The 25,416-nt window shown below is 65.4% G+C and carries 19 protein-coding genes; 5 read left to right on the forward strand and 14 right to left on the reverse strand.

Features of this window, described 5'->3' with window-relative positions; all coding sequences use genetic code 11:
* Nucleotides 1-3 precede the first annotated feature (3 nt).
* From HZZ13_RS25595 to HZZ13_RS25630, 8 genes are all read right to left on the reverse strand, one after another.
* Nucleotides 4-2,313 (reverse strand): xanthine dehydrogenase family protein molybdopterin-binding subunit, encoded by a 2,310-nt coding sequence (locus HZZ13_RS25595; RefSeq protein WP_197962274.1) that lies wholly within the window; start codon nucleotides 2,311-2,313, stop codon nucleotides 4-6.
* Between the two features lie 224 nt (nucleotides 2,314-2,537).
* Entirely contained in the window at nucleotides 2,538-2,813 is a 276-nt protein-coding gene (locus HZZ13_RS25600; protein WP_197962275.1) for a DUF1127 domain-containing protein, read from the reverse strand.
* 1,000 nt (nucleotides 2,814-3,813) lie between these two features.
* Nucleotides 3,814-4,266 (reverse strand): DoxX family protein, encoded by a 453-nt coding sequence (locus HZZ13_RS25605; RefSeq protein ID WP_197962276.1) that lies wholly within the window; start codon nucleotides 4,264-4,266, stop codon nucleotides 3,814-3,816.
* 135 nt (nucleotides 4,267-4,401) lie between these two features.
* Complete coding sequence (gene murJ, locus HZZ13_RS25610) at nucleotides 4,402-5,928, reverse strand: murein biosynthesis integral membrane protein MurJ (protein ID WP_197962277.1); 1,527 nt, start codon at nucleotides 5,926-5,928, stop codon at nucleotides 4,402-4,404.
* 215 nt (nucleotides 5,929-6,143) lie between these two features.
* The gene (locus tag HZZ13_RS25615) at nucleotides 6,144-7,295 is read right to left on the reverse strand and encodes a DegT/DnrJ/EryC1/StrS family aminotransferase (protein ID WP_197962356.1); all 1,152 of its coding nucleotides are present in this window, start codon (nucleotides 7,293-7,295) and stop codon (nucleotides 6,144-6,146) included.
* Between the two features lie 51 nt (nucleotides 7,296-7,346).
* Nucleotides 7,347-8,351 carry a Gfo/Idh/MocA family protein gene (locus tag HZZ13_RS25620; RefSeq protein ID WP_197962278.1) on the reverse strand — a complete coding sequence of 335 codons (1,005 nt, stop codon included), beginning with the start codon at nucleotides 8,349-8,351 and terminating at the stop codon, nucleotides 7,347-7,349.
* A gap of 182 nt (nucleotides 8,352-8,533) precedes the next feature.
* Nucleotides 8,534-9,946: a mannose-1-phosphate guanylyltransferase/mannose-6-phosphate isomerase gene (locus HZZ13_RS25625; protein ID WP_197962279.1), complete on the reverse strand. Its 1,413-nt coding sequence runs from the start codon at nucleotides 9,944-9,946 to the stop codon at nucleotides 8,534-8,536.
* A 7-nt stretch (nucleotides 9,947-9,953) separates the two neighbouring features.
* On the reverse strand, nucleotides 9,954-10,943 hold the full coding sequence (locus HZZ13_RS25630) for an SDR family NAD(P)-dependent oxidoreductase (RefSeq protein ID WP_197962280.1): 990 nt from the start codon (nucleotides 10,941-10,943) through the stop codon (nucleotides 9,954-9,956).
* Nucleotides 10,944-11,177: 234 nt separating this feature from the next.
* Here HZZ13_RS25630 and HZZ13_RS25635 point away from each other — a divergent pair, with 234 nt between their 5' ends.
* Nucleotides 11,178-12,137 carry a lysylphosphatidylglycerol synthase transmembrane domain-containing protein gene (locus tag HZZ13_RS25635; RefSeq protein ID WP_197962281.1) on the forward strand — a complete coding sequence of 320 codons (960 nt, stop codon included), beginning with the start codon at nucleotides 11,178-11,180 and terminating at the stop codon, nucleotides 12,135-12,137.
* Nucleotides 12,134-13,153 (forward strand): MraY family glycosyltransferase, encoded by a 1,020-nt coding sequence (locus tag HZZ13_RS25640; RefSeq protein ID WP_197962282.1) that lies wholly within the window; start codon nucleotides 12,134-12,136, stop codon nucleotides 13,151-13,153. The genes HZZ13_RS25635 and HZZ13_RS25640 overlap by 4 nt, the downstream gene beginning before the upstream one ends.
* Here the strand turns inward: HZZ13_RS25640 and HZZ13_RS25645 are convergent.
* From HZZ13_RS25645 to rfaD, 5 genes are read right to left on the reverse strand one after another with little or no spacing between them, the layout of a single operon-like run.
* Nucleotides 13,141-14,088 carry an NAD-dependent epimerase/dehydratase family protein gene (locus tag HZZ13_RS25645; protein WP_197962283.1) on the reverse strand — a complete coding sequence of 316 codons (948 nt, stop codon included), beginning with the start codon at nucleotides 14,086-14,088 and terminating at the stop codon, nucleotides 13,141-13,143. The genes HZZ13_RS25640 and HZZ13_RS25645 overlap by 13 nt on opposite strands.
* 35 nt (nucleotides 14,089-14,123) lie before the next feature.
* Nucleotides 14,124-16,037 carry an SDR family NAD(P)-dependent oxidoreductase gene (locus tag HZZ13_RS25650; RefSeq protein ID WP_197962284.1) on the reverse strand — a complete coding sequence of 638 codons (1,914 nt, stop codon included), beginning with the start codon at nucleotides 16,035-16,037 and terminating at the stop codon, nucleotides 14,124-14,126.
* Nucleotides 16,038-16,087: 50 nt separating this feature from the next.
* Nucleotides 16,088-17,407, reverse strand: a complete 1,320-nt coding sequence (locus tag HZZ13_RS25655) for an O-antigen ligase family protein (protein WP_197962285.1) — start codon at nucleotides 17,405-17,407, stop codon at nucleotides 16,088-16,090.
* Nucleotides 17,404-18,888, reverse strand: coding sequence for a D-glycero-beta-D-manno-heptose-7-phosphate kinase (gene rfaE1, locus HZZ13_RS25660; protein ID WP_197962286.1), 1,485 nt, complete (start codon nucleotides 18,886-18,888; stop codon nucleotides 17,404-17,406). The genes HZZ13_RS25655 and rfaE1 overlap by 4 nt, the downstream gene beginning before the upstream one ends.
* 13 nt (nucleotides 18,889-18,901) lie before the next feature.
* Nucleotides 18,902-19,882 carry an ADP-glyceromanno-heptose 6-epimerase gene (rfaD, locus tag HZZ13_RS25665; protein ID WP_197962287.1) on the reverse strand — a complete coding sequence of 327 codons (981 nt, stop codon included), beginning with the start codon at nucleotides 19,880-19,882 and terminating at the stop codon, nucleotides 18,902-18,904.
* 158 nt (nucleotides 19,883-20,040) lie between these two features.
* On the opposite strand from rfaD, the gene waaF reads away from it, so the two are divergent.
* Nucleotides 20,041-21,111 carry a lipopolysaccharide heptosyltransferase II gene (waaF, locus tag HZZ13_RS25670; RefSeq protein WP_197962288.1) on the forward strand — a complete coding sequence of 357 codons (1,071 nt, stop codon included), beginning with the start codon at nucleotides 20,041-20,043 and terminating at the stop codon, nucleotides 21,109-21,111.
* A gap of 177 nt (nucleotides 21,112-21,288) precedes the next feature.
* On the opposite strand, the gene HZZ13_RS25675 is transcribed toward waaF, so the two are convergent.
* On the reverse strand, nucleotides 21,289-22,326 hold the full coding sequence (locus HZZ13_RS25675; RefSeq protein WP_197962289.1) for a glycosyltransferase family 4 protein: 1,038 nt from the start codon (nucleotides 22,324-22,326) through the stop codon (nucleotides 21,289-21,291).
* A 126-nt stretch (nucleotides 22,327-22,452) separates the two neighbouring features.
* Between HZZ13_RS25675 and galE the strand changes: the two genes are divergently transcribed.
* Nucleotides 22,453-23,466 carry a UDP-glucose 4-epimerase GalE gene (galE, locus tag HZZ13_RS25680; RefSeq protein WP_197962290.1) on the forward strand — a complete coding sequence of 338 codons (1,014 nt, stop codon included), beginning with the start codon at nucleotides 22,453-22,455 and terminating at the stop codon, nucleotides 23,464-23,466.
* Between the two features lie 118 nt (nucleotides 23,467-23,584).
* Nucleotides 23,585-25,393 (forward strand): ABC transporter ATP-binding protein, encoded by a 1,809-nt coding sequence (locus HZZ13_RS25685; RefSeq protein ID WP_197962291.1) that lies wholly within the window; start codon nucleotides 23,585-23,587, stop codon nucleotides 25,391-25,393.
* Nucleotides 25,394-25,416 lie beyond the last annotated feature (23 nt).

Below are 25,416 nucleotides of genomic sequence, written 5' to 3' on the forward strand. Positions count from 1 at the left end.
GGTTTAGAGGCTGTGACGGCGGTGATGCTCGCTGATCGCAACCCACACCCGCTCGGGCGTTGCCGGCATGTCGATGTGGTCGATCTTGTATTCGCGCCAGAGCGCATCGACGATGGCGTTGACGACGGCCGGACAGGAGCCGATCGCGCCGGCCTCGCCGGCGCCCTTCACGCCCATCGGATTGGTCTTGCAGGGGACATTGTGGGTCTCGAACACGAAGGCCGGGCCATCCGCTGCGCGCGGCAGCGCGTAGTCCATGTAGGTGGCGGTGATGAGCTGGCCGTCGGTCGGTCCGTACACCACCTGCTCCATCAAGGCCTGGCCGATGCCCTGCATGGCGCCGCCATGCACCTGGCCCTCCAAGAGCAGCGGATTGAGCGTCTTGCCGAAATCGTCGACGATCACGTAGTTGACGATCTTGATGATGCCGGTCGCCGGATCGATCTCGACCTCCGCCAGATGCGTGCCGTTTGGATAGGTGCCGTCGGCGCTGGCGAAGGTCGCGCTGCCGTTCAGCTTCGACGGATCGGCGCCGGGTCGCTTGGCGAGATCGGCGAAGGAGATCGAGCGGTCGGTGCCGGCGATCCGGATCACGCCGTCGGTGATCTCGAGGTCGCCCGCGCTCGCCTCCAGCGCCTGCGCTGCAAGCTCCTTCAGCTTCTTGCCGAGATCGCCCGCAGCACGCTCCACGCAGACGCCACCCGTGGGGATCGAGGCCGAGCCGCCGGTGCCGAGGCCGGTCGCGATCTCGTCAGTGTCGCCCTGGCGAACATGCACGCGCTCCGGCGGCAGGCCGAACTGCTCCGCGACGATCTGCGCATAGGCGGTCTGATGGCCCTGCCCGCTCGATTGCGTGCCGATCAGCACGGTGACGTCGCCATTGGGATCGAGGCGGACGTTGGCCGTCTCCTCACCCATGACGCCGCAAATCTCGACATAGCTCGCAAGGCCGATGCCGCGGATAAGCCCCTGCTTCTTGGCGAGCTTGGCGCGTTTGGGAAATTCCTTCCATTCCGCGATCTCCATCGCGCGCTTCAGATGCGCGGCGAAATCGCCGGAATCGTAGACCTTGCCGGTGGCGGTCTTGTAGGGCAGCGCCTTCGGCGGGATGAAGTTCTTGCGGCGGATGGCATCCGGCGTCATGTCGAGCTTTCGCGCGCAGGCATCGACGAGGCGCTCGATGACATAGGCAGCTTCAGGCCGGCCCGCGCCGCGATAGGCGTCGACCGGCACGCTGTGGGTGAAGATGGTGCGCACCCGGCAGTGGAAGGCCTGGATGTCGTAGAGGCCCGGCAGCATGCCGGCGCCGCCATGCGGGATGTAGGGCCCAAAGGTCGACAGATACGCGCCCATGTCGCCCATGAGGTCACAATCCATCGCGAGGAACTTGCCGTCTTCGGTCAGCGCCATCTTGGCGGTGGTGACGTTGTCGCGGCCCTGCGCATCGCCCATGAAGTGCTCGGAGCGGTCGGCCGCCCACTTCACCGCCTTCTTCAGTTTGCGCGCGGCGACCGCCATCAGGGCATATTCCCGATAGGGGAACAGCTTCGTGCCGAACCCGCCGCCGACATCGGGGCAGATCACCCGCATCTTGTCGGTGGGAATGTTGAGCACGTTCTGGCACAGGATGTCGCGCAGGCGGTGGCTGCCCTGGCTGCCGACCGTCAGCGTCAGATGGTCGCGCTTGGCATCGTATTCACAGACCGCCGCCCGCGTCTCCATGAAGCTCGCAACCACGCGCGGATTGACGATGGAGATCTCGGCGACCGCATGCGCCTTGGCAAAGGCGGCTTCCACCGCCGCCTTGTCGCCGATCGAGACGTCGAACAGCACGTTGCCGGGCTTGTCGGGCCAGACCTGCGGCGCGCCTTTCTTCACGGCGTTGACGACGCCGGTCACGGCGGGCAGCGGCGACCATTTGACCTCGATCGCCTCGATCGCGTCGCGGGCCTGGTCGATGGTCTCGGCGACCACGAAAGCGACGGCATCGCCGACATGACGCACCTCGCCCCTAGCCAGGATCGGGTAAGGCGGGCCGGTGAACGGATCGGTCTCGAGGTTGAACAGGCAGGGCAGATTGCCGAGATCCTTGACGTCGTCCGCCGTCAGGATCAGCGCAACGCCCGGCAAGCCGCGGGCGCGGCCCGCATCGATAGTGTATTTGGCATGCGCATGCGGCGAGCGCAGCACCAGGCAGCGAAGCGCGGCCTGGGGCGCATAATCGTCGGTATAGCGGCCCTTGCCGCGGATGAGCGCGTCATCCTCCTTGCGCAGCACGCTTTGGCCAACGCCGAACTTGATGGGAGCCGCCATTGTCTATCCCGTTCTCATGGTTGTTTTGCGGGCCATATTGCCGTGGAAAAAGTGGCAAGGCAAACGGGTTTAGGCATGCGCATGGGTCGCGGGCGGGGAAAGCGCCGCGCCCCCGTCACCATGCCGTCCAGATTGCGCCGCGAAACAAGACCTCATCCTGAGCAGCCCGCCAAAGGCGGGCGTCTCGAAGGATCGGCCGCGAAGACGCCGCCCACCTTAAAAAGTTACATCCCACTGCGCCTCCATAGATCCATCGTCCGATCTCGCAGCCTTTCGATAGCGCGCTCAGGCGCGATGTGGTCGATCTCGCCACGCGTCAGGCCGATGTCCATCAGCTCCCTGTCGCTCAGATCGTGCAGGGTGACTCGTGCGCTCCGGCACTGCTCCCAAAACGCGCGCCAGTATCGCCCGAGCCGACTCAAGGCGATGGAGAAGTCGAGGCGAAGCTCCGCGGCATCGTGCTCGGCCTCGGATGAGATCTTCGTCAATTGTGGTGGCATCGGACGCTCCTGCTGTTGTGCCGGCAGGGAGCGTGGCCAATGAAAAGGCCCCGTCCGATGCCGGCGGGGCCTGGTGGAAAAGATGTCGTCGTCGAATTCCTAGCGCGCGACTCCTTCCACGGCCCAGCCGAAGCGGGTCATGTCCGAGTGGTTAACGTTGCGCACGGATTTGATCATGAGGCGCCTGTAGCACGACGACGTCGCAAAATCAAGAGATGCATGGAGCCTGTTTGCATCCTCGAGGCGAACCGTCACGCCGGCCAATTCGTCGTTCAAGCTGACACGACGAAGGAGGTTTGCGCCAACCGCGCACAACGGACCAGCTCCGCGAAGAGCGCTTGAGGCGCGCGATCGTTTAGAGCGGCGGCTGACCGAACGGCGACAGTCGCGACCCGTGATATGCGCGTCCGCCCATTATGTAGGCAGCTCTGTCGGCGCCGCGCACAATGGCGGCACGATAGCCCGTTCGCCTTCAATTCGCTGCTTCCGCTGAGCTAACGCGCTTCCGAGCATTTCGGCGGCTTGCCACTTTCTGGAGGGCTTGTCGCACGGCTCCCGTTCGGCCACACTCGTCGCATTTCAAGTAATTGTTTGGAAGGGTGACCTCATGCCCGAAGCATTGGAAAGCCTGTTGTGGTGTGCCGCGCTCGCGACGTGGCTGATGCTCTTCTCCAGGATCCTAGGTGAACACCTGAAGCCCCTCTCGAAACACCTCGGCCATCTGATTGCGGTTGCTTTCAGGCTCAGGACGAAGTGACGCAAAACGGCCTCGGCGCGGCTTGGCAGCTGTCAAACTGGAAGAACTGCTCGTCACGTTGTTGCTGGCGTGAAGCGAACGGACCAGCCGCGCGCATCCTGCGGCCGCACTGTTTCGTGGCTCAGCGGGTGCAGTGAAGCTGCTAAAGCGCGATGCGATTAGAATGAATCGTCATCGCGCTTTAGGTCATTGTTTGAGCATGATCTTTTCGGAAAACCGCTAAGCACTTTTCCGAATCATGCTCTAGCGTCCCACCCTCCGGTCGAGGGAGAACCGGCCTCCTCCGGTGACCAGGATCAACAGAGCGCCTCCCATGATGGAGATGTTCTTCAAGAAGTTATTGTACTGGCCAATCTGTTGCGGACCGGCGGGATACTCCCAGTAACGATGTGCGATCGCAGTGGCCGACAATACGAACAGAAACGTCAAAATTGCGCAGTAGCGCGTGCCGATGCCGAGTATCAAGCCAACCGATATCACGATTTCCAGCACGACGTTGATCGTCGTGAACAGCTGGGGCACCGGGAGGTTCAGCGACCGAAAATAACTCACCGAGCCACTGAAGTTGGTGAGTGCTCCATAGGCGCTTCCAACGAAGACCCATGCAAGCAGGACACGACCGATGAGGATGAGCAGGTCGGCGTTGCTGGTGGCGAACTCGTCGATCCGCGTGGACCAGGGTGAGCGGAATGGCATGGTAGCTGCCTCGTCTCGTGAGCAGGGCACCCGAATATCGGAAAATCGTATCACGATCGGCGGACCTTATGAAGGATTCCGGTCGCCGATGCCCGCCGTGGAGGCAGCGGTAGGTGGATAAATCTGGATGCGACCCTAGCCGCGCACCAGCGAGACCAGCCACTTGCGTCCGAACAACACGAGGATCGCAAGCGCGTAGACGATCGTGCCTCCGACGGCGAGCAGGACCAGCGTCGCTTCATCCCGGAAGTGCATCGCGCCCAGCGCAGGGCCGCTGAAGCGCGCAATCAGCCAGAACGCCGCGGCGAGGATCAATCCGGTCAGCAGGAATTTGCCGAGCGACATAAGCCAGGCGCGGTCCGGCACGAGAAAGCCTCGCCGCACGGCGAAGAACAGCACCAGCAGCAGATTGGTCCAGACGCCGACGGCGGTGGCCAGCGCCAGGCCGATCTGGGCCAGCGATCCCATCAAGGCGACCTTCAGCGCGACATTGACCGCGATGCCCGTCAGCGACGCGCGGACCGGCGTTGCGGTGTCCTTGCGCGCGTAGAAGGTCGCGACCGCGCTGCGGATCAGCACGAACGGGATCAGGCCAATGGCATAGGCCGCGAGCGTCGCACCGGCGGCTGCGGCATCGGCCTTGGAGAACGCACCGCGGGCGAACAGCGCGCGCATGATCGCATCGGGCACGGTGATGAACGCAGCCACGAACGGGATCGAGAACAGCAGCGTGAAATCGAAGGCGCGGCGCTGCGCCTTCAGCGCGCCGTCATGGTCGTTGGCCGTGATCCGCCGCGACATCTCCGGCAGCAGCACCGTGCCGATGGCGATGCCGATCACGCCGATCGGGAGCTGGTTGAGGCGGTCGGCGTAATACAGCGCGGACAGCGCGCCCGCAGGCAGGAACGTCGCGATGATGGTGTCGGCGAACAGCGCGACCTGCGTCCCCATCGAGCCCAGCGTCGCCGGCCCTAGTGCCCTAAAGAAGCCGCGGACGTCCTCGTCGAGCTTCAGCGGGGCAAAGCGCGGCAGGCCGCCATGACGGGCGAGATCGCCGGCGAGCAGGAAATATTGCAGGAAGCCGGAGATCAGCACGCCCCAGGCCGCGGCATGGCCCGCGGTCGGAAACCAGACGGCAACCGCCAGCGTCATCATCATGGCGACGTTGAGGAAGATCGAGGCGGCCGCGGCGCTGGCAAAGCGCTGCATCACGTTGAGCATGCCGCCGTAAAGCGTCACCAGCGTGATCAAGAGCAGATAGGGAAAGGTGATCCGGGTCAGCTCGATCGCGAGCTTGCGCTGCTCGGCATCGTCGCTGAAGCCGGGCGCGAGAATGCTCATGGCCTGCGGCATGAACAGCCAGGCGACGATCAGCAGCACCACCTGCGAGGCCAAGAGCAGCGTGAAGATGCGGTCGGCGAACAGGTGTGCCGCCGCCTCGCCCTTCTCGCCATGGACATGGGCATAGGCCGGCACCCAGGCGGCGTTGAAGGCGCCCTCGGCGAAAATCGCGCGGAAATGATTGGGCAGCCTCAGCGCCACGAAAAAGGCATCGGCCACCGGACCGGCGCCGAGGATCGCCGCGAGCATGATGTCGCGGGCAAATCCCGTCAGCCGCGACAGCAGCGTGTAACCACCGACCGTGAAGATGCGTCCGAGCATGCGGACTGTTTTAGAGCATGGCAGGATTAGGTCTAGGTGCTAGCCGCAGCATAGGTGCGCCCCCTCCCCCGCTTGCGGGGGAGGGGCGGAGAGGGTGTCTCGACGACGAAGATTCCCCCAGAGGAGAGAGCCCTCACCCGGCGCGCGGGACGATGCTTCGCATCGCCCGGACGCGCCGACCTCTCCCGCAAGCGGGAGAGGTGAAGAAAGCACCTTCAGCCGGCGAGCGCGCCGCGGACGGCGGCGATGATTCGCTCCTGGTCGGCTTCGGTCAGATAAGCATGCATCGGCAGGCTGATGACGTCCTGCGACAGGCTCTCGCAAGTAGGCAATCCGCCCTCGGCGACCGGATAGTGCCTGTAGGCGGTCTGCTGGTGCATCGACTTGCCGTAATAGATCGCGGTCGGCACGCCCTGGGTCTTCAGCGCGGCGGCAAAGCCGTCGCGGTCTGTCCCCTTCGGCAGACGAATGGTGTACTGCGCCCAGACCGAGGTGTTGCCGGGCGCAAGGCGCGGCACGGTCACAACATTAGACAGCCCGCGCGCATAGCGCTCGGCGACCTTGTTGCGGGCGGCGATCTCATCGTCGAAGATCTTCAGCTTCTCGATCAGGACCGCGGCCTGCATGGTGTCGAGCCGGCCGGTGAGGCCGAGGCGGACGTTGTCGTATTTGTCCACGCCCTGCCCGTGCACGCGGATGCTGCGCAAGGTGGCGGCGAGCTCGTCATCGTCGGTGAAGATCGCCCCGCCGTCGCCGAAGCAGCCGAGCGGTTTTGCCGGAAAGAAGCTGGTCGCGGTGGCGTGGCCGAAGGTGCCGAGCTTGCGGCCCTTGTAGCTCGCGCCAAAGCCCTGCGCGGCGTCGTCGAGCACGAACAGGCCTTCGGCCCGGGCGATCTCGGCAATGGCGTCGTGATCGGCGGGCTGGCCGAACAAGTCGACCGGAATCACGGCGACGGGCTTGAGACCGGCCTTGCGGGCGGTGGCGATGCCGCGCCTGAGCGATTCCGGGCTCATGTTGAAGGTGGTCTCGTCGACGTCGACATAAACCGGCGTCGCGCCGGTCCGTGCCACCGGCGAGGCGGTCGCGATGAAGGTGAAGGATGGACACAGCACGGCATCGCCGGGCCCGAAATTCTTCGCCATCATCACCATCAGGATGGCGTCGGTGCCGCTGGCGCAGCCGATCGCGTGCTTGGCACCGCAATAGGCCGCGAGCTGCTTCTCGAGCTCGAAGACCTCCGGCCCGTTGACGAACTGGCAGTGGTCCATCACGCGCTTGACGGCGGCATCGAGCGAGGCGCCAAGCCGGCGGCGCTGCGAGGCGACGTCGATGAAGGGAATGGGTTCGGAACGTAAGTGCTGGTTCATGACCTGATTCTTGGCGCCTTGTGACGTTTGAGCGGTCGACATGGAAAGGGATCAGCCGGCGACGCGGCGCGGCCCCTTGCGCGCGGGTGACGCGGCGGCAGGACGCGAGGGCGTCTCCAGGCACTGCGTGGCGATCTCGAGGCTGGCAACGCCCTCGTCGCCCGTCACCGCCGGCGTCTCGCCGTTGCGCACCGCCTTGAGGAACGCGATCAGCTCGGCGCGGAGCGGCTCGTCATGGCCGACCGGAAGATGCCGCATCGAGTAGCTGCCGTCCGGCTTGAAGCCGAAGCATTCGGTGACCTGGCGCGTCAAGAGATCGCCCATCACGTATTTGCCGCGCGTTGCCACCGTGACGCTGCGCGCCTTGAACGGCGTCAGCCAGTTGGTGTTGATGTGGGCGAGCACGCCGCTCTCGGTGCGGAACTGCAAGAGCGCGATGTCCTCGCGCTCGGCGACCGCGCTCGACAATTGCGGCTGCACCTCGACGATGTCGGATTCGGTGAACCAGCGGATCAAGTCGATGTCGTGCACGGCAAGGTCGATGACGACGCCGACATTGGACATGCGCGGCGGGAACGGGCCGACGCGGGTGATCGCGATGGAGAGAATGTCCTCGCCCGCGATCGCCTGCTTGACCGCGGCGACCGCCGGATTGAAGCGCTCGACATGGCCGATCATCAGCGTGACGCCCGCCTTATGCGCGGCGGCGACGATCTCGCGGCCCTCCGCCACCGTGGATGCGATCGGCTTCTCGACCAGCACGTGGATGTTGTTGGCGATGCAGGCGAGCGCGACCTCGTGATGCAGATGGGTCGGCGCCGCGATGGTGACGGCATCGACCCCGGCGCTGAACAGCTGGTCGAGCGTCTCGAAGCTTTCGCAATTGGCGAGTTCGGTGGCCCGCGTGCGATGTGCCGGCGATGGATCGACGACGCCGACGAGGCTGACGCCCGGCAGGCCGCTGAGCACGCGCGCATGGTTGCTGCCCATCACGCCGGCACCAATGACACCGACGCGCAAGCCGGCTCTTGCCGGTGCAGACCCTTTGGAACTCATCTGAGCAAACCCCGATTCAACCCAAATCCCCGGGCCGCTTCTAGCACGGACGCCACATTTGTGGCGAATGCCGCCCTCGCGGGCCGGACACGATTTGATTCAAAAAGTTACACGTTCCCCGGGCCTTAGGCCGAAAAAGATACCGTTTCTCGGCCCGGGGCGCGTGATTCGGAGCTTGGTGGTTACGACCTTTGATAGTCGTCTTCAATCCGGATGATGTCGTCTTCCCCGAGATAAGAGCCGGTCTGGACCTCGATCAGCTCCAGCTGGATCTTGCCCGGATTCTCCATCCGGTGGACGGCGCCCATCGGGATGTAGATCGACTCGTTCTCGTGCACCGTCTTCACCGTCTCGTTGACGGTGACCTGGGCCGTGCCGCGGACCACGATCCAGTGCTCGGCGCGATGATGGTGCTTCTGCAGCGACAGCCGCCCGCCCGGCTTGACCACGATGCGCTTGACCTGGTGGCGCTCGCCATTGTCGACGGATTGATAGCTGCCCCAGGGCCGGTGCACCTTGAGATGCTCCTCGGTGACCTTCGGCGCGACCGATTTCAATTTCGTCACCAGGCGCTTCAGCCCGTTGGCATCCTTCTGCCGCGAGACCAGCACCGCGTCCGCGGTGGCGACCACGACGAGATCGTCGACACCTTCGAGCGCGACCAGCGCGGAATCGGTGGTGACGTTGCAGTTGCGGGAGTCCTCGAACACGGCGGTGCCGTGCGCGGCATTGCCCAGCGCGTCCTTCTCCGACAGCTCCCACACCGCATGCCAGGAGCCGACGTCGGACCAGCCGCACGACACCGGCACCACGGCGGCGCGCGAAGTCTTCTCCATCACCGCATAGTCGATCGAGATCGCCTTGGCCGCGCCGAACGCTTCGGGCTCCAGCGTGACGAAGCCGAGATCGCGGCCGGCATTGTTGACTGCATTGGTGACCGCCTCGACGCTGGCCGCGTCCACCTTGCGATATTCGTCGAGCAGCACGCTCGCCGGGAACATGAAGTTGCCGCTGTTCCAGAGATAGCCCGAATTGACGTAGTCGGAGGCCTTCACCGCATCCGGCTTCTCGACGAAGCGTGCGACCGCATGCACCTCGCCCGAGATCACCTCGCCCGGATTGATGTAGCCGTATTCGGTCGCCGGCCGCTCCGGCTTGACGCCGAAGGTGACTATGCGCCCAGCATTCGCGGCGGTGAGGCCTTCGCGGCAGGCGGCGACGAAGGCGGCATTGTTCTGCACGACGTGATCGGCGGCGAGCGCGAGCACGATCGCTTCACTGGCGCGGTTCTGCGCAAACACCGCGCCGGCGGCGATCGCAGGGCCGGAATCGCGCCGCATCGGCTCGAGGAGCACGTCGGCCTCGATGCCGATCTCGGCGAGCTGCTCCAGCACCATGAAGCGATAGGACGCGTTGGTGATGACGATCGGCCGGTCGAACAGGGAGGGATCGGACACGCGCAGCAGCGTGTCCTGGAACGTCGAGCGCGTGCCGAACAGCGGCAGGAACTGCTTGGGCCGAACCTCGCGCGAAGCGGGCCACAGCCGCGTGCCGGCACCGCCGCACATGATCAGGGGGATTATGCGTTTGTCCATCGTGATCTCAAACCTTGAAGTAGTCCCGATACCAGGTGACGAATTTATGGACCCCATGCTCGATCGGCGTTGACGGTGCAAAGCCGGTGTCGCGCATCAGATCCTCGACATCCGCGAACGTTTCCAGCACATCTCCCGGCTGCATCGGCAGCAATTCTTTGATCGCCGTCCGGCCCAGCTCCCGCTCCAGAAGACCGACGACGTGCATCAGTTCCTCCGGATGATGATTGCCGACATTGTAGAGCTTAAACGGCGCATTTGCGGCAGCCGGATCGTCCGCAGGCACGCGATCGATCAGCTTGGACACGACGCGCGTCACATCGTCGATATAGGTGAAATCGCGGCGCATTTTGCCATGGTTGAAGATCCGGATCGGCTTGCCGGCCATGATGGCGCTCGCGAACAGAAACATGGCCATGTCAGGGCGGCCCCACGGTCCGTAAATGGTAAAGAACCGCAGCCCCGTGACCGGCAGGCGATAGAGATGGCTGTAGGACTGCGCCATCACCTCGTTCGCCTTCTTGGTCGCGGCATAGAAGCTGACGGGATGGTCGGTGCGGTCCGCAACCGCAAATGGCAGTTTTGTGTTGGCGCCGTAAACGGAGGATGACGAGGCGTAGACCAGATGACGGCAGCCATTGTTGCGGCAGCCCTCCAGCACGTTGAGAAAGCCGACGAGATTGGAATCGGCGTAGGTCTGCGGCTGCTCGATCGAGTAGCGCACGCCGGCCTGCGCGGCGAGATGGACGACTTTGGCAAAACGATGTTGCGCGAACAGTGTCGCCATGGTCTCGCGATCGGCGAGATCGGCCTCGACGAACGAGAAACCGGCCTCGTCCCTGAGCAGAGCAAGGCGCGCTTTCTTCAGCGCCGGATCGTAATAGCTGTTGAGATTGTCGAGCCCGACGACGGCGCGGCCTTCGCCCAGCAGCTGCCGGGCGACGTGGAAGCCGATGAAGCCGGCCGCACCCGTGACCAAAATCGCCTGATCCGTCATCCTGTTCCCTGGGGATCGCTCGCCCGATCCTGTTTAGCCGCCACCTCGACGGGGCCGCAATAGGCCCACCGCTCCTGCGCGAGGTCTCGTCGTGGCGTCCTTAACGACGGCTCTAATGACGGCTCTAATGACGGCTATTGCAAGATCGGCGCCAAAACCATACCAAAGCGGCCGAATTCGGCGCCTCGCGTCGGGTTGCCTCAAATCCTCGCAAACCCTGTTCATGCGGACGAGATGCGCCGAATCCTGTTGTCGACGGCCAAAATCCTGATTTCCGCGGCGCTGCTCTATCTGGCGCTGCGCAAGGTCGACCTGTCCGAGCTGTTTTCCCGGTTCACCGTGAGCAGCCTGGTCTGGATCGGTGTGGCGATCGCAGTCGCGTTCCTGCAGATCTTCGTCGGCGTGCTGCGCTGGCGCGAGATCAGCGCCGCCTGCGGCGCGCCGCTCGAGCTCGGCCGCGCCATGCGATACAACGTGATCGGCTCGTTCTTCAACCAGACACTGCCGTCGGCGATCGGCGGCGATGCGGTGCGGCTGTGGCTGGTCGCCCGCGCCGGCGCCGGCTGGCGCACGGCGACCTACTCGATCTTCGTCGACCGTGCCATCGGCCTCATCGCGCTCGCGATTCTGATCGTCGCCAGCCTGCCCTGGAGCTACACCCTCATCACCGATCCGCACGGGCGCTCGGCGCTGCTGCTCGTCGACCTCCTGGCGCTCGCCGGCGGCATCGGCTTCCTGATCTTCGGCGCCCTGAAATGGCGCTGGCTGAAGACCTGGTGGGCAACGCATCACATCCACGCCTGCGCCGTCATCGCCAATCGCGTGATCTTCAGCCGCACCCGCGGCCCCGTCATCGCAATCCTATCGATCCTCGTTCACGTGCTCGCCGTCTTCATCGCCTGGTGCGTCGTGCAGTCGATTGCGGCCCCGGTTCGCTTCAGCGACGTCTTTCTGCTCGTGCCGCCGGTGATGCTGATCACGATGATGCCGATCTCGATCGCGGGCTGGGGCGTGCGTGAGGCCACGATGAGCCTTGCGTTCGGCTTCGCGGGACTTGCCGCCAACGAGGGCGTCAACATCTCGCTGCTGTTCGGCGCCGTGTACTTCATCGTCGGCGCAGTCGGCGGCCTGGTCTGGATCCTCAGCGCCGAGAAAGCCGCGCAAGGGTCGGCCCCGATCGGAGTGCCGGAGTGAGCTCGGCTGCCGATGCGCTCGCGGGCGCGGCCCTGCTGCTTGGCGTTGCGGCCGCCGCGCTGATCTCGGCGCTCGTCACCTGGACCAGCCGCCCGCTGCTGCAGCGCTACGCGCTGGCGCGGCCGAATGCGCGGTCCTCCCATCGCGTCCCGACCCCGCAGGGCGCCGGCATCGCGGTGATCGCCGCGACGCTGATCGTTGCCTCGCTGTGGGGGGCCTCCGCCAATGTCGCGATCCCGCCGGCCCTGGTCGCTGCGACCCTCGTGATCGCGCTGGTCGGCTTCGCCGACGACATCGTGTCGTTGCCCGTGTTGGTGCGATTGGTGCTGCAGGCCGCCTGCGTCGGCGCCGTGGTGTTCACCGCTCCCGAGACCGCGCGCATCGTGCCGGCGCTGCCGCTTGCGCTGGAGCGCGGCCTCATCGTCCTTGCCGGCGTCTGGTTCGTGAACCTCGTCAACTTCATGGACGGGCTCGACCTGATGACGGTGGCGGAAGTCGTTCCGGTCACCGCTGCGCTGCTGCTGCTGGGAATGCTCGGGGATCTCTCATGGCCAGCCGTGCTGATCGCCACCGCGCTGTGCGGCGCCGTGCTCGGCTTTGCGCCGTTCAACCGTCCGGTCGCAAAAGTCTTCCTGGGCGATGTCGGCAGCCTGCCGATCGGCCTCCTGCTCGGCTGGTGCCTTCTGGAGCTTGCGTTTCGGGGGCAGCCGGCCGCGGCGCTGCTGTTGCCCGCCTATTATCTTGCCGATTCCACCATCACGCTGTTTCGGCGCATCATCCGGCGCGAACCGTTCTGGTCGGCGCACCGCACCCACTTTTATCAGCGTGCGACCGACAACGGGTTCACGGTGAAGCGCGTGGTCGGCGAGGCATTCGCGCTCAATCTCTTACTGGCAGTGCTCGCCATCGCCACCGTTCGCTCCGGCTCGATGGCGATCACGATCGTCTGCCTCATCGCAGGGGCGGCTGCCGTCGCATTCGTCCTGCGGCGTTTCGCCGGCGCTCAGGTGACTTGAGCCGAAACGGCGAGCCGCAGCCCCTCGTCGAGGGAAACCTCCGGCCGCCAGCCGGTCGCGAGCGCCTTGGAGACGTCGAGTTCGAGCGAGCCGATCAGGCTGTCATGCATGTCCTGCCGGCCGATCACGCGGAAAAGCGCGCTGAGCAGGCCCGGCGGCATGCCGAACAGTCGCGGGCTCTTGCCGGACGCCTTCGCCAGACGCGCGATGAATTCGGGCGTTGAGAACTGCTCGCTGTCGGCGAGCAGGAATATCTCGAAATGGCCGGCCGCATCTGGATGAGTGAGCCGATGCAGGATGAAGGACGACAGGTTCTGCACGGCAAGGAAGGCCCGGCGATTGCGGATCGCGGCGAACGGCAGCGGCACCCCAAGGTTCATCGCGCGCATCAACAGAGCGAAGCTTCCCTTGGCACTCGCGCCATAGACCATGGGCGGCCTGATCACGGAGATCTTCATGTCGCTCTCGCGCGCGAGCGTCCTCAGGCCCGCCTCGGCCGCGGCCTTGGACGTCCCGTAGAGGCCGCGCGGCGTCGGGACGTCGTTCTCGCTGAACGGGGCCCTGCCCTCGTTGCTGCGGCCATGCACCAGCACGGTGCTGATGAAGATGAAGTGGCGCACGCCCGCCATCGCCGCGCTGCGCGCCAGGCGCACGGTGCCGGCGGTGTTGACATCCTGGTAGAGCTGGGCTGCATGCTCCTCGCGCCTGTGATGCACGCGCGCGGCAAGATGGACGACCGCCTCCACCCCCTCGAGCGCGGCCCGCCAGTCGGTGTCGGGGCCGATCGATTCGATCACGACCTCGCCGTCGATGCCCTGCCGCTTGCGGACCACGGGGCGGACCGACCATCCCTCGCACGCCAGCGCCTGCCCGAGATGACGGCCGATGAAGCCGCTCGCTCCCGTCACCAGCACGACTGGCTTACGTTCGCTCATCGTTGATCCTCGAGCGCGAAATTGCACAACAATGATCAGGCCGCGGTCGACCCGAATTCGGGGACGGCGTCCTTCAGGATGGTCCTGATGGTGGCGCGATCGTCGCGTATGATCGCCTGCTCCAGCGCCACGATCCATTTGCGCAGCGTCTGCATCGGCGGTTCGTTCGGCTGCGCCGCCATGATTCCGGCGACGCCGATTTCGCGGGTCGGCTCCTCCGAGGCGAACAGGATCTCGTGCAGGCGTTCGCCCGGGCGCATGCCGGTGAACACGATGTCGATGTCGTAGCCGGGCTGCAGGCCGGACAGGCGGATCATGCGCTCGGCGAGATCGACGATCTTCACCGGCTGGCCCATGTTGAGCACGTAGACGGAGACGTCGGGACGCTGGGTTCCGAGCGCATGCGTGGCCGCGGTGATCACGAGATCGCAGGCCTCGCGGATGGTCATGAAGTAGCGAACCATGTCGGGATGCGTCACGGTCACCGGGCCGCCGGCCTCGATCTGGGCCTTGAACTTCGGCACCACCGATCCGTTCGAGGCCAGCACGTTGCCGAACCGCACCGAGATCAGCCGCATCGGCGGCTTGGCCCCGCGCGCGCCGGCGGCGAGGTCGTGATCCAGCGCCTGGCAGTACATCTCCGCGAAGCGCTTGGTCAGGCCGAGCATCGACACCGGCTCGATCGCCTTGTCGGTCGAGATCATCACCATCGCCTCGGCGCCGGCCGCCACCGCGGCATCGGCAACGTTGATCGAGCCGAAGATGTTGGTCTTGACGCCTTCGCTCCAGTCGCGTTCGAGAATCGGAACGTGCTTGAGCGCCGCGGCGTGGAATACAATGTCCGGCTTGAACTCCGCCATCACGCGCATGATGCGCTCACGGTCGCGAATGTCGGCGATCCGCGCCTCGATCGCGGCTGCCGCCTGGCGGGCGGCGAGCGCTTCGGAGATCGCATAGAGCGCCGGCTCCGAGTTCTCCACGATCAGGAGCCGCGCGGCGCCGAAGGCCACGACGCGCTCGCAGATCTCCGAACCGATCGAGCCACCGCCACCAGTGACGAGCACCGCCTTGCCCCTGATCAGGGCCTCGAGGCGCGCATAGTCGATCTTCTCGCTCGGCCGCAGCAGGAGGTCCTCGACCGCAACCGCCGTGAGCCGCGGCGTGTCGCCGCTCTCCAGCGAGGGCATCCGGTTGACGATGACGCCGAGCTTGCGCGCACGCATCAGGACCGATTCCGGATGGGCCTCCGGCTCGAACGCCGACGGCGTCATGATGAGGCGCGCGATCGGCTTGTTGCGCTTGGCGAAGTCGGCGATGACGTCCTCGACGTCGTCGATGCCCCCCAGCACCGGCACGGTGCGGATGAACTGGCCGCGGTCGGCGCTCGACGGCGACAGCACGCCGACCGGCCAGATCCGCTTGATCGCCCCGCTCTCGATTCCGCGCAGCAGCACCTCGGCATCCGCGGCGCGGCCGATCAGCAGTGTCGGCGCAGCATCACCGATCCTCGCATCACGGCGCACCCGCGTATAGCGGAAGTAGCGGTAGGCCATCCGCAGCGCGCTGAGGAAGGCGATCTCGAGGAACCAGTAGAGGACGATCGTCACCTTGCCGAGGAAAAAGGCGCCGCGGACGTTGGGGGCAACGAAGATGTAGTCGAGCACGAGCAGGGCGACCGTCAGCACGGTCGCCGCGCGGATGATGTTCAGCGCATCCGGCAGCGAGATGAAGCGCCATTTCGTCGTGGTCAGGTTGAGGACGAAGAAGACGATCACGCTGAAGGCGAGGAAGTAGGGCAGAATCTGGAACAGCAGCGGCAGGCGCTCGAAGAAGCCGTCGCCGCCCTCGAATCGCAGATAGAAGGCGGCAAAAAGCGCCGCCGTGGTCGCGAGCAGGTCGTGGAGCGCGATGAGGAAATTGCGCTTGGTGAGATGCGAAAGACGCGTCATCCGCCGACCGATGAAACCCCGATTGAATACAACCTGACCGCGCTGATAGCCTATCTGGACAAGACTTGCCAGCCGCGTGGCCCCTCGGGAACCGGCTTCCCCATCTTCGTCCCGAGCTGTTGTTCCCGGACCACCATTCCGCCGGCGACGCCGACGCCAATGACGTACATCCAACCCTCGTGGAAGTCGAACAAATGCGAGTTAAACAGCGAGGTGAAGACGTTCTGCACCACCACCAGGAGCCCGATCCAGTTGGTAAGCCCGTCGCCCCGGAACAGCAGCAGATGCAGGATCCAGATCGCATAGAGGACTGCGACGCCGATCAGCCCCCATTGCACGGCGACGTTCAATGTCTGGTTGTGTGGGTTGCCGATCACTTCGGCGGACGCCTTGTACTGGCCTGCGGGCGTCGCGACGCGCTCGAACAATCCGCGCGTGGACCCGGTGCCGTGCCCCGCGATCGGCGCCTCCGCGAAGAAGCCGAGCGACTTTCGCCAGAATTCGATGCGCAGGCCCGCCGAGCTCGGCTCGCCCCTTTCCATGTAACGCGTATACTCGTCGGAAAACCTCTCGGCGGTATGGCGCAAATACGGCGAGGCGTGCCAGGCGAGAACGGCGCCGACGAGCAAAGCGACAGAGATGAGCGCGATACTGCGCCATTTGAGGTGAAGCAGTGCAAACACGCCGAACATGATCGGAATGGTGACGAGCGCGGTGCGTGACACCACCACGAAGACCATGTTGACGAAAAAGCTGAGCGCCAGTGCCGTCAGCAGGCCGGCGAGCCAATAGCGCTTCTCACGCAACAGCATCACGATCGGATAGGCGAGCGCGACCGCGCAAAGCGTGAATTCCTGGCTCTGGTCGATGTAGTTCTTGACGAAAATGCCCCGCTCTGCGGCATCGGTCTTGAGCGTGAGGTTCGGATAGAAGGCGACCAGCCAGGACATCACCGACAACAGCGCGCAGGACACCAGGAAGGCGACGAAGACCCACTTGCTCCGCGGCGAGCGCTCGAAATGATAGAGCAGGACCGGCAGCACGAGCAGCTTGACGGTCGGATTGACTGCGTAGAGGCGCGCACCCCAGGGCGCGTCCGACCATAGCGTCCCCAGCAGCGCAAGAACGACGAGCGCGATCGGCGCGATGCAGATCGGGCGCTTCAGCGATTGCAGGAACGCGCGGACGTCGAGGAACGGCACCATGCAGAGCAGCATCAGCGCGTTGAAGATGCCGGCGAGCGAGGTCGACCAGGGCAGCGAGGCCGCGGTCAGGATCGCAAACAGATCGACGGTCTCGCGCCAGGCCGCGGGGCTGCGCAGGCGGCGATGCAACATTTCGTTGGTCGTTTCGCGTGCGAGCGCCGTCACTTGCTCCCTCCCCTGGCGCGATGCACCAGCGCCGTCGTGCTGAAGCCCTGGAGAATGTCGACCAGCACGACCGCCCCGCCGGCGGCTTCGACCACCTCGTGGCCGACCACCTGCTCGCGGGTGTAGTCGCCGCCCTTCACCAGCACGCCGGGCTTGATCCTGGTGATCAGGTCGATCGGCGTGTCCTCCGCGAAGATGACGACGAGATCGACGGCCTCCAGTGCGGCGAGCACCTCGGCACGCGCGCGCTCGTCCTGGACCGGACGATCGGCACCCTTCAGCCGCCGCACCGAGGCGTCGCTGTTGAGCCCTACGATCAGGCGGTCGCAGGCGGCGCGCGCCGCGGTCAGCACCTTGACGTGGCCGGGATGGAGGATGTCGAAACAGCCGTTGGTGAAGCCGACGCGCAGGCCCTGCCTTTTCCATTCGGCGAGCTGCGCGTCGAGTGCGGCCGGATCGAGCACGATCTTCTCCTCGGCGGCGAGCGTGGCATGCGGCAGGATCTTGCGTCGCAGCTCGGCCGCGCTCACGCTGGCGGTGCCCTGCTTGCCGACGGTGACGGCGGCGGCGGCATTGGCCATGCGCAGCGCCGTGTCCCAGTCCGCGCCGGCCGCGAGCGACACCGCAAGCGCAGCGGCGACGGTGTCGCCGGCGCCGGAGACGTCCCGCACCTTCACCGGGACGGCCGGCACGTGAACGGCCCCGCCATTCCGCGGCACCAGCGTCATGCCGTGCTCACCCTGGGTGACCAGGATCGCCTCGCAATCGGCGAGCCGCATCACGTCCTCGCTGGCCTCGACGATGCTCTGCACCGTTTCGGCGCGGCTGCGGGTCGCTTCCGAGAATTCCTTGCGGTTGGGCGTGAGCAGCGTGGCGCCGCGATAGATCGCCCAGTTCAGGCTCTTGGGATCGACGATGACGGGCTTGCCGAGCTTGCGCGCGGCATCGATGGTGTGGCGGATCACGCGCGCCGTCAGCACGCCCTTGGCATAATCGGACAACAGCACGATGTCGGCGCGCGCGATCTGCGGCAGGATCGCGTCGATCAACTTCGTCTCGACGTCGTCGGACGCAGCCAGCGCCTGCTCCCAATCCGCGCGCAGCATGTGCGTGGAAAAATGTTCGGAGACGAAACGGACTTTTCGCGTGGTCGGCCGCGAGGCGTCGCGGACCAGCACGCTTTCGATGCCGGCTTGATCATTGAGCGCGGCCTCGAGCCGCGTACCGGCGTCGTCCTCGCCGATGAGGCCGACGAAGATGCAGCGCGCGCCGAGCGAAGCGACGTTGCGCGCGACGTTGCCGGCGCCGCCGACGTGGGTCTCGCTGCGCTGGGCGGCAATGACGGGCGCCGGCGCTTCCGGCGAGATCCGCGACACCTCGCCGTAGACGAACTCGTCCAGCATGATATCGCCGATGCACAGCACCGTACGGCCTGAGATGGCTTGCGCAAGGGAATCGAAATCGAGAATGGGCGTCGGCATGGTCGAAAAGGCCTCAGCGAAAGCGGTCAGGCCTGTCGAGATAATCCCCGACATAGGTCTTCACCGCGTCCTCGAGCGTCGTGAAGCCGCCGTTATAGCCGGCGCCGAGCAGACGATCGACCTCGCTCTGGGTGAAATACTGGTAAGCGCCCCGGATCTGCTCGGGCATGTCGACGTATTCGATGTTGGGCCCGGTGCCGAGCGCCGCGTAGGCAGCCAGCATGAGATCCTTGAAGCTGCGCGCCTTGCCGGTGCCGACGTTGAACAGGCCGGACACCGACGGCGTCGCGAGCAGCCACAGGACGACGCGCACGGCGTCGTCGACATAGATGAAATCGCGGCGCTGATCGCCGTCCTCGATGCCCTCGCGATGCGACTTGAACAGCTGCACGGCGCGGCCTGCCCTCAAATCGTCGAAGCGCCGCGCCAGCACGCTCATCATCGAGCCTTTGTGATATTCGTTCGGGCCGAACACGTTGAAGAATTTCAGGCCGGCCCATTGCGGCGGCAGGCGATCGCCGTTCGCTGCGCGCCCGGCGACCGCGAGATCGAACAGGTGCTTGCTCCAGCCGTAGAGGTTCATCGGCCGCAATTTCTTCAGCGCCGGCAGTGAGGAATCGTCGTCGAAGCCTTCCGTGCCGTCGCCATAGGTCGCGGCAGAAGACGCATAGATGAAAGGCACCGCGTTCATCGTGCACCAGTCCAAAAGGCGCATCGACAGGCGGAAATTGGTCTCGATGACGAGATCGCCGTCTGTCGCTGTGGTCGCGGAAATCGCCCCGAGATGGATCATGGCCTCCAGCTTGCGGCCCTTCAGCCAGTCCATCAGCTCGGCCGGGGGAACGATATCCACAAGCTGCCGCTTGGCGAGGTTGCGCCACTTGCCTTCGGTTCCGAGGAGATCGCAGATCACGACGTCGCTGCGACCGGCTTCGTTCAGCACGGCCACGACATTCGATCCGATAAAACCGGCCCCGCCGGTCACCAGCAACATTTCACCTACCTGCCCGATTTTCGGTGCCCGATCCTGCCCTAGCGCATGATCCGCCAAAGTGTAAGCGGTTTTGGGATTGCTGTTCTGCCGGCTTTACGTCCCGGCCCGGAACAGCTAACCGAACCGCCACATCGGCACGCGCTCGGCCCTCATAACGAATGAATATTGATTCGCAACTTGGCAGTGATGCAGACCGGAACGACACACGCCCGATCCTGATCGTTCCCTACATGTGGATCGGCGATTTCGTGCGGAATCACACTGTCGTGCGGGTCCTGAAGGAGCGCTGGCCGAACCGGCCGGTCGATCTCCTCACCACGTCCCTGTGCGCCCCGCTGGTCGATTACATGCCCGGGGTCCGCGCCGGCATCGTCTGGGACATGCCGCGCAGCCGGCTGGCGATCGCACGCCAGTTCGGCCTGGCCGAGCTGCTGCGGAAACGGAACTACGGCACTGCCCTGGTGCTGCCGCGGACCTGGAAGGCGGCCATCGCGCCGGCGCTCGCCGGTATTCCTGAACGGATCGGCTTCGTCGGCGAGTTCCGGTTCGGCCTGCTCAACCGCTGGCGCTGGGGTGAGAAGAAGCTGTCCCGCTTCATCGACAAGAACGCCGCCCTCGCCCAGCCCGACGGCGCGCCCCTGCCGGCGGAATGGCCGGTGCCGCAACTGCGCGTCCCGGCCGAGGAGATCGCCCGCTGGCGCGAGGCCAATGGTCTCGGCGCCGGCCCCGCGGTGGCGCTCGCCCCGGGCTCGGTCGGCGTCTCCAAGCGCTGGACCTCTTATCCCGAAGCCGCCCGCCTGCTGGTCGAGCGCGGCCTCGAGGTCTGGGTGGTCGGCGGCCCCGCCGAAAAGGGCCTCGCCCAGGAGATCGTCGCCGCCGGCGGCCCCGGCGTCCGCGATCTCACCGGCACGGACTTGCGCAACGGCGTCCTCGCCATGGCCGCCGCCGGCGTTGCGATCTCCAACGATTCCGGCCTGATGCACATCGCAGCCGCCTTGGGCACGCCGACCATGGGCATTTTCGGTCCCACCAGCCCCTATCTCTGGGCCCCGCTGAACGGCCTCGCCGCGACATTGGTGCAGGACAAGGAAGCGCTGTCCTGTCAGCCCTGCCAGAGTACGGTCTGCAAGGTGAACGATCACCGCTGCATGCGGAATATTGCGGCGGCGGAGGTGGTGGGGATTGCGGAGCGGGTGCTGGGGGAGGCAGGAGCGAGGGCAAAGAGCTGAGGCGATCGCGGCTCGCGCCAATGATGGCATTCTGCCAGTGATTTGCCCGACGAGTCAAAATCGATTCGAAAAATCCGTAGTCGATCACCCTCCGGCCAAGTCCTTGATTTTGCTGACCCCGGCTACTGTGCATGGGGTTGTTTTCGCAGTTTTTGTTTTGCGCCCCAGGAGCCGTGCTCACAGCAGCGACCGATAGACCTCGCCGATGCGCGCCGCTTCGGCATCGAGGCTGAATCGTTCGAGCACCCGCGTCCGCCCGCGCTCACCCATCGCGTTCGCCGCGGCCACATCGCGCATCAGCGGCTCGAGCGCTGCCGCCAGCGCGTCGGCATCTCCCGTCGGGATCAGCACGCCGCTCACGCCATCCTCGACCACGAGCTCGGCCGCGCCGGCGCGTGCGGCAACCAGCGCACTACCCGCCGCCATCGCCTCGATCAGCGTCAGCCCAAAGCCTTCGTTGCGCGAGGTGAAGGCGTAGATCGTCAGGCGCTGATACCAGCGCTGCACCGCTTCGATCGGCAGCTCGCCCGTGATGACGATGCGCGATTGCAGGCCGGCAGCTTCGATGCGCTTCTTCAGGTCGCTCGCAAAGGGCGTCTGCTCGGCCGTAACCTGCCCGACGATGACAGCGGTGAAATCCGGATAGCGCGGCAACAGACGGCACATCGCATCGACGAACAGATCGGTGCCCTTCTGCGCCCGCACGCGGCCGAAGCAGCCGATGGCGTAGCGTCCCGGCAGGCCGGTTTCGGCAAAAGCCGCGGCGCGATCGGCCGGCGGCGCGTACGCGTCGGTGTCGACGCCATGCGGGATCACCGTCGCCTTCACCTTCAGGAACGAGGCCGAGAGATCTGACGTCGCGATGATCGCGTCCATGCGCCGGATCAGCCAGCGCGTGATCCAGCTGTGATGCCGCTGCGCCGCCGAGGTGAACACGAGCTTGAGCGGCCAGCCGAGCGCGCGCAAGCCAACGCCGGCGATCATCTCGTTATTGCGGCGCGCGTGCCAGATCAGCGGCGCCTTGCGGCGCCAGAGCTTGAGAAAATCGGCAATGCCGAGGCGCGCGATCCCCTCCGGCGCATCCGAGCCGAACCAGGCGGCGCGGTACAGCCTTGCCAGCCGCGGCGCCACCATCCGGTTGGTCGCGGTGACCCCGGAATAGCGCCTGTGCAGATTTGGCACGATCACCTCGAGATCGCCTTGGGAATTCGCCACGACACGCTCCAATTCACAAGGTCCCTATACGCAACATTAAGCATAGTGACCAGTTCAGGGCTGCCGATACCCCCTCTTCACCACGCAAGCGCTAGCCTTGCGCGTTGATCGAAGACGGGTGAGATCATGACTGTGCTAGTCACCGGCGGCGCCGGCTACATCGGAAGTCACACGGTCCTTGCGCTGGCGGAAGCCGGCGAGGACGTGGTCGTGATCGACGATCTCTCCACCGGTTTCTCGGCTTACCTGCCTGAAGGCGTGCCGCTGTTCATCGGCGATGCCGGCGACGAGAACCTGCTCGAAGGCGTGATCTCCCAGCACGACATCGAGAGCATCATCCATTTCGCAGGCTCCGTCGTCGTGCCGGATTCGATGCGCGATCCGCTCGGCTACTACCGCAACAACTTCACGACCGCGCGCAACCTGCTCAACGTGGCGGTCAAGCGCGGCATTGGCCGCTTCATCTTTTCCTCGACCGCTGCGGTCTACGGCAATCCGGACCAGGTGCCGGTGCCCGAGCACGCGCCGACGCGGCCGCTGTCGCCTTACGGCTCCTCGAAGCTGATGACGGAGATCATGCTGCACGACGTTGCTGCCGCCTACGGCATGCAATACGTGACCTTGCGCTATTTCAACGTCGCCGGCGCCGATCCGCAGGCGCGCATCGGCCTTGCCACCGTCGGCGCCACGCACCTGCTCAAGATCGCGGTCGAGGCCGCCACCGGCCAGCGCGCCAAGATCGACGTGTTCGGCACCGACTATCCGACCCCGGACGGCAGCTGCATCCGCGACTTCATCCACGTCACCGACCTGTCGCAGGCCCATCGCTCGGCGCTGGCCTATTTGCGCAGCGGCGGCGCCTCGACGACGCTGAATTGCGGCTATGGCCGCGGCTATTCGGTGCTGGAGACCATCGACGCGGTGCGAAGGGTTTCGGGCCGCAGCTTCGCCGTGCAATACGCCCCGCGCCGGCCCGGCGACATCATGACCATGGTCGCCGACACCAGCCGCATCCGCAGCCTGCTCGACTGGCGGCCGCAATATGACGACCTCGAGACCATCGCAGCCCATGCGCTGGCCTGGGAGGACAAGCTGTTCCGCGAGCGTCACGGCGAGCTTCGTCACGCCGCCTCGGCCTAGAATCATCCCAAGCGCAAGCCCTTAATTGGGCTTGAAAAGCCCGGCTTGAGCGGGCACAGAGGCCCATCGATCCCTGACGCGCGGGCAGGCTTTGTCCTGCGCCGTCAATGGACACCGGATGGCTCAGTTTCCAAAGAAAATCACCGACGATCCCTACGCGGCAGCGGTCCTGATTCGCCGCCTGATCACGGAACAGGGAATCGTCTATTGGCGACGCTACCTCGTGGCCTTCGCGCTGATGGCGCTCGCGGCCGGTGCGACCGCTGCTGCGACCTACGTCCTCGGCCAGGTCATCAACCAGGCCTACGTCGACAAGAACATCCCGGGCATCGCGATGTTCTCAGGGCTGACGGTCGCTCTGCTGTTCGTCAAGGGCGTGGCGACCTACGGCCACATGGTGATCCTGACCAAGATCAGCAACGCCATCCTCGCCACCAACCAGCGCCAGCTGTTCGCAAAATTGATGCGCGAAAGCGTCGGCTTCTTCTCCGAGCGGCACTCCTCTGAATTTCTCGCGCGGCTGACCGCCGGCGCCAAGTCGATCACGGACGTGCTGAACATGCTGGTCAACGCGATCGGGCGCGATCTATTGATGCTGCTCGCCATGATCGGCGTGATGGTATGGCAGGACCCGCTGATGTCGTTCATCGGCCTCGTCGCGGTGCCGCCGGCGATGCTGGTGCTGCGCAAGCTGGTCAAGCGCATCAAGGGTCTCGCCTTCAACCAGTTCACCGGCACCGCCGACATCATGGAGACGATGCAGGAATCGCTGCAAGGCATCCGCACCGTCAAGGCGTTCACGCTCGAAGAGACCATGCAGAAGCGCATCGACGAGAACATCGCCATCGTCGAGCGCAACGCCAACAAGATGGCGCGCGTCGCCAACCGCTCCAACCCGCTGATGGAGATGCTCGGCGGCTTTGCGGTCGCGGGCTGCCTGATGTACGGCGGCTATGCCGTGGTCGCGCTCAACGCCACACCCGGCGCGTTCTTTTCGTTCATGACCGCGTTCCTGATGGCGACCGAGCCGGCCAAACGGCTGGCCAGGCTCAACATCGATCTCAACAGCCAGCTCGTCGGCGCCCGCATGCTGCTCGAGGTCGTCGACAGCCCCGCGAGCGAGCACTCCGACGACGACAAGCCGGCGCTGGAGCTGACGGATGCCCGCATCGAGCTGCGCGACGTCAGCTTCTCCTATCGCAATGGCGAGACCGTACTCAACCGCATGAGCTTCGTCGCGGAGCCCGGCAAGGTGACCGCGCTGGTCGGCCCCTCCGGCGGCGGCAAGTCCACCGTGCTGGCGCTGCTCTTGCGCTTCTACGAGGTGACGCAAGGCGACATCGTGATCGACGGCCAGTCGATTTCGTCGGTCTCGCGCAAATCGCTGCGCACCCAGACAGCCTATGTCGGCCAGGACGTCTATCTGTTCCGCGACACGATCCGCAACAACATCGCCTTCGGCAAGCCGGGGGCCAGCGAGGACGAGATCGTCGAAGCGGCGAAGGCCGCCTGCGCACACGATTTCATCATGGGCTTCCCGCTCGGTTACGACACGCCGGTCGGCGAGCACGGCACGCAGCTCTCGGGCGGACAGCGCCAGCGCATTGCGGTCGCGCGCGCGCTGCTCAAGAACGCGCCGATCATCCTCCTGGACGAAGCCACCGCAGCGCTCGATTCCGAATCCGAGCGGCAGGTGCAGGAGGCGATCGAGCATCTCTGCCAGAACCGCACCACCATCGTGATCGCGCACCGCCTGCACACCATCATGCACGCAGACAGCATCCTGGTGGTCGAGGGCGGCGAGATCGTCGAGCAGGGCCGCCATGACGAGCTGCTCCGCCGCGGCGGCCGCTATGCTTCGTTCTTCCGGCTGCAGCAACACGACAGCAGCCCTGTCGGGCTGGCGCCGATCAGTGCAACCGCCTAGAGTTTTCTTCACCCCAAGACCAG

This window comes from Bradyrhizobium agreste, assembly GCF_016031625.1.
GTDB lineage: Bacteria > Pseudomonadota > Alphaproteobacteria > Rhizobiales > Xanthobacteraceae > Bradyrhizobium > Bradyrhizobium agreste.

What these genes read in the sequence shown, in the direction of transcription:
- HZZ13_RS25595 (WP_197962274.1), bottom strand. Translation starts at nt 2,313, where the DNA reads ATGGCGGCTCCCATCAAGTTCGGCGTTGGCCAAAGCGTGCTGCGCAAG.
- HZZ13_RS25600 (WP_197962275.1), bottom strand. Translation starts at nt 2,813, where the DNA reads ATGCCACCACAATTGACGAAGATCTCATCCGAGGCCGAGCACGATGCC.
- HZZ13_RS25605 (WP_197962276.1), bottom strand. Translation starts at nt 4,266, where the DNA reads ATGCCATTCCGCTCACCCTGGTCCACGCGGATCGACGAGTTCGCCACC.
- murJ (WP_197962277.1), bottom strand. Translation starts at nt 5,928, where the DNA reads ATGCTCGGACGCATCTTCACGGTCGGTGGTTACACGCTGCTGTCGCGG.
- HZZ13_RS25615 (WP_197962356.1), bottom strand. Translation starts at nt 7,295, where the DNA reads ATGAACCAGCACTTACGTTCCGAACCCATTCCCTTCATCGACGTCGCC.
- HZZ13_RS25620 (WP_197962278.1), bottom strand. Translation starts at nt 8,351, where the DNA reads ATGAGTTCCAAAGGGTCTGCACCGGCAAGAGCCGGCTTGCGCGTCGGT.
- HZZ13_RS25625 (WP_197962279.1), bottom strand. Translation starts at nt 9,946, where the DNA reads ATGGACAAACGCATAATCCCCCTGATCATGTGCGGCGGTGCCGGCACG.
- HZZ13_RS25630 (WP_197962280.1), bottom strand. Translation starts at nt 10,943, where the DNA reads ATGACGGATCAGGCGATTTTGGTCACGGGTGCGGCCGGCTTCATCGGC.
- HZZ13_RS25635 (WP_197962281.1), top strand. Translation starts at nt 11,178, where the DNA reads ATGCGCCGAATCCTGTTGTCGACGGCCAAAATCCTGATTTCCGCGGCG.
- HZZ13_RS25645 (WP_197962283.1), bottom strand. Translation starts at nt 14,088, where the DNA reads ATGAGCGAACGTAAGCCAGTCGTGCTGGTGACGGGAGCGAGCGGCTTC.
- HZZ13_RS25650 (WP_197962284.1), bottom strand. Translation starts at nt 16,037, where the DNA reads ATGACGCGTCTTTCGCATCTCACCAAGCGCAATTTCCTCATCGCGCTC.
- rfaE1 (WP_197962286.1), bottom strand. Translation starts at nt 18,888, where the DNA reads ATGCCGACGCCCATTCTCGATTTCGATTCCCTTGCGCAAGCCATCTCA.
- rfaD (WP_197962287.1), bottom strand. Translation starts at nt 19,882, where the DNA reads ATGTTGCTGGTGACCGGCGGGGCCGGTTTTATCGGATCGAATGTCGTG.
- waaF (WP_197962288.1), top strand. Translation starts at nt 20,041, where the DNA reads ATGAATATTGATTCGCAACTTGGCAGTGATGCAGACCGGAACGACACA.
- galE (WP_197962290.1), top strand. Translation starts at nt 22,453, where the DNA reads ATGACTGTGCTAGTCACCGGCGGCGCCGGCTACATCGGAAGTCACACG.
- HZZ13_RS25685 (WP_197962291.1), top strand. Translation starts at nt 23,585, where the DNA reads ATGGCTCAGTTTCCAAAGAAAATCACCGACGATCCCTACGCGGCAGCG.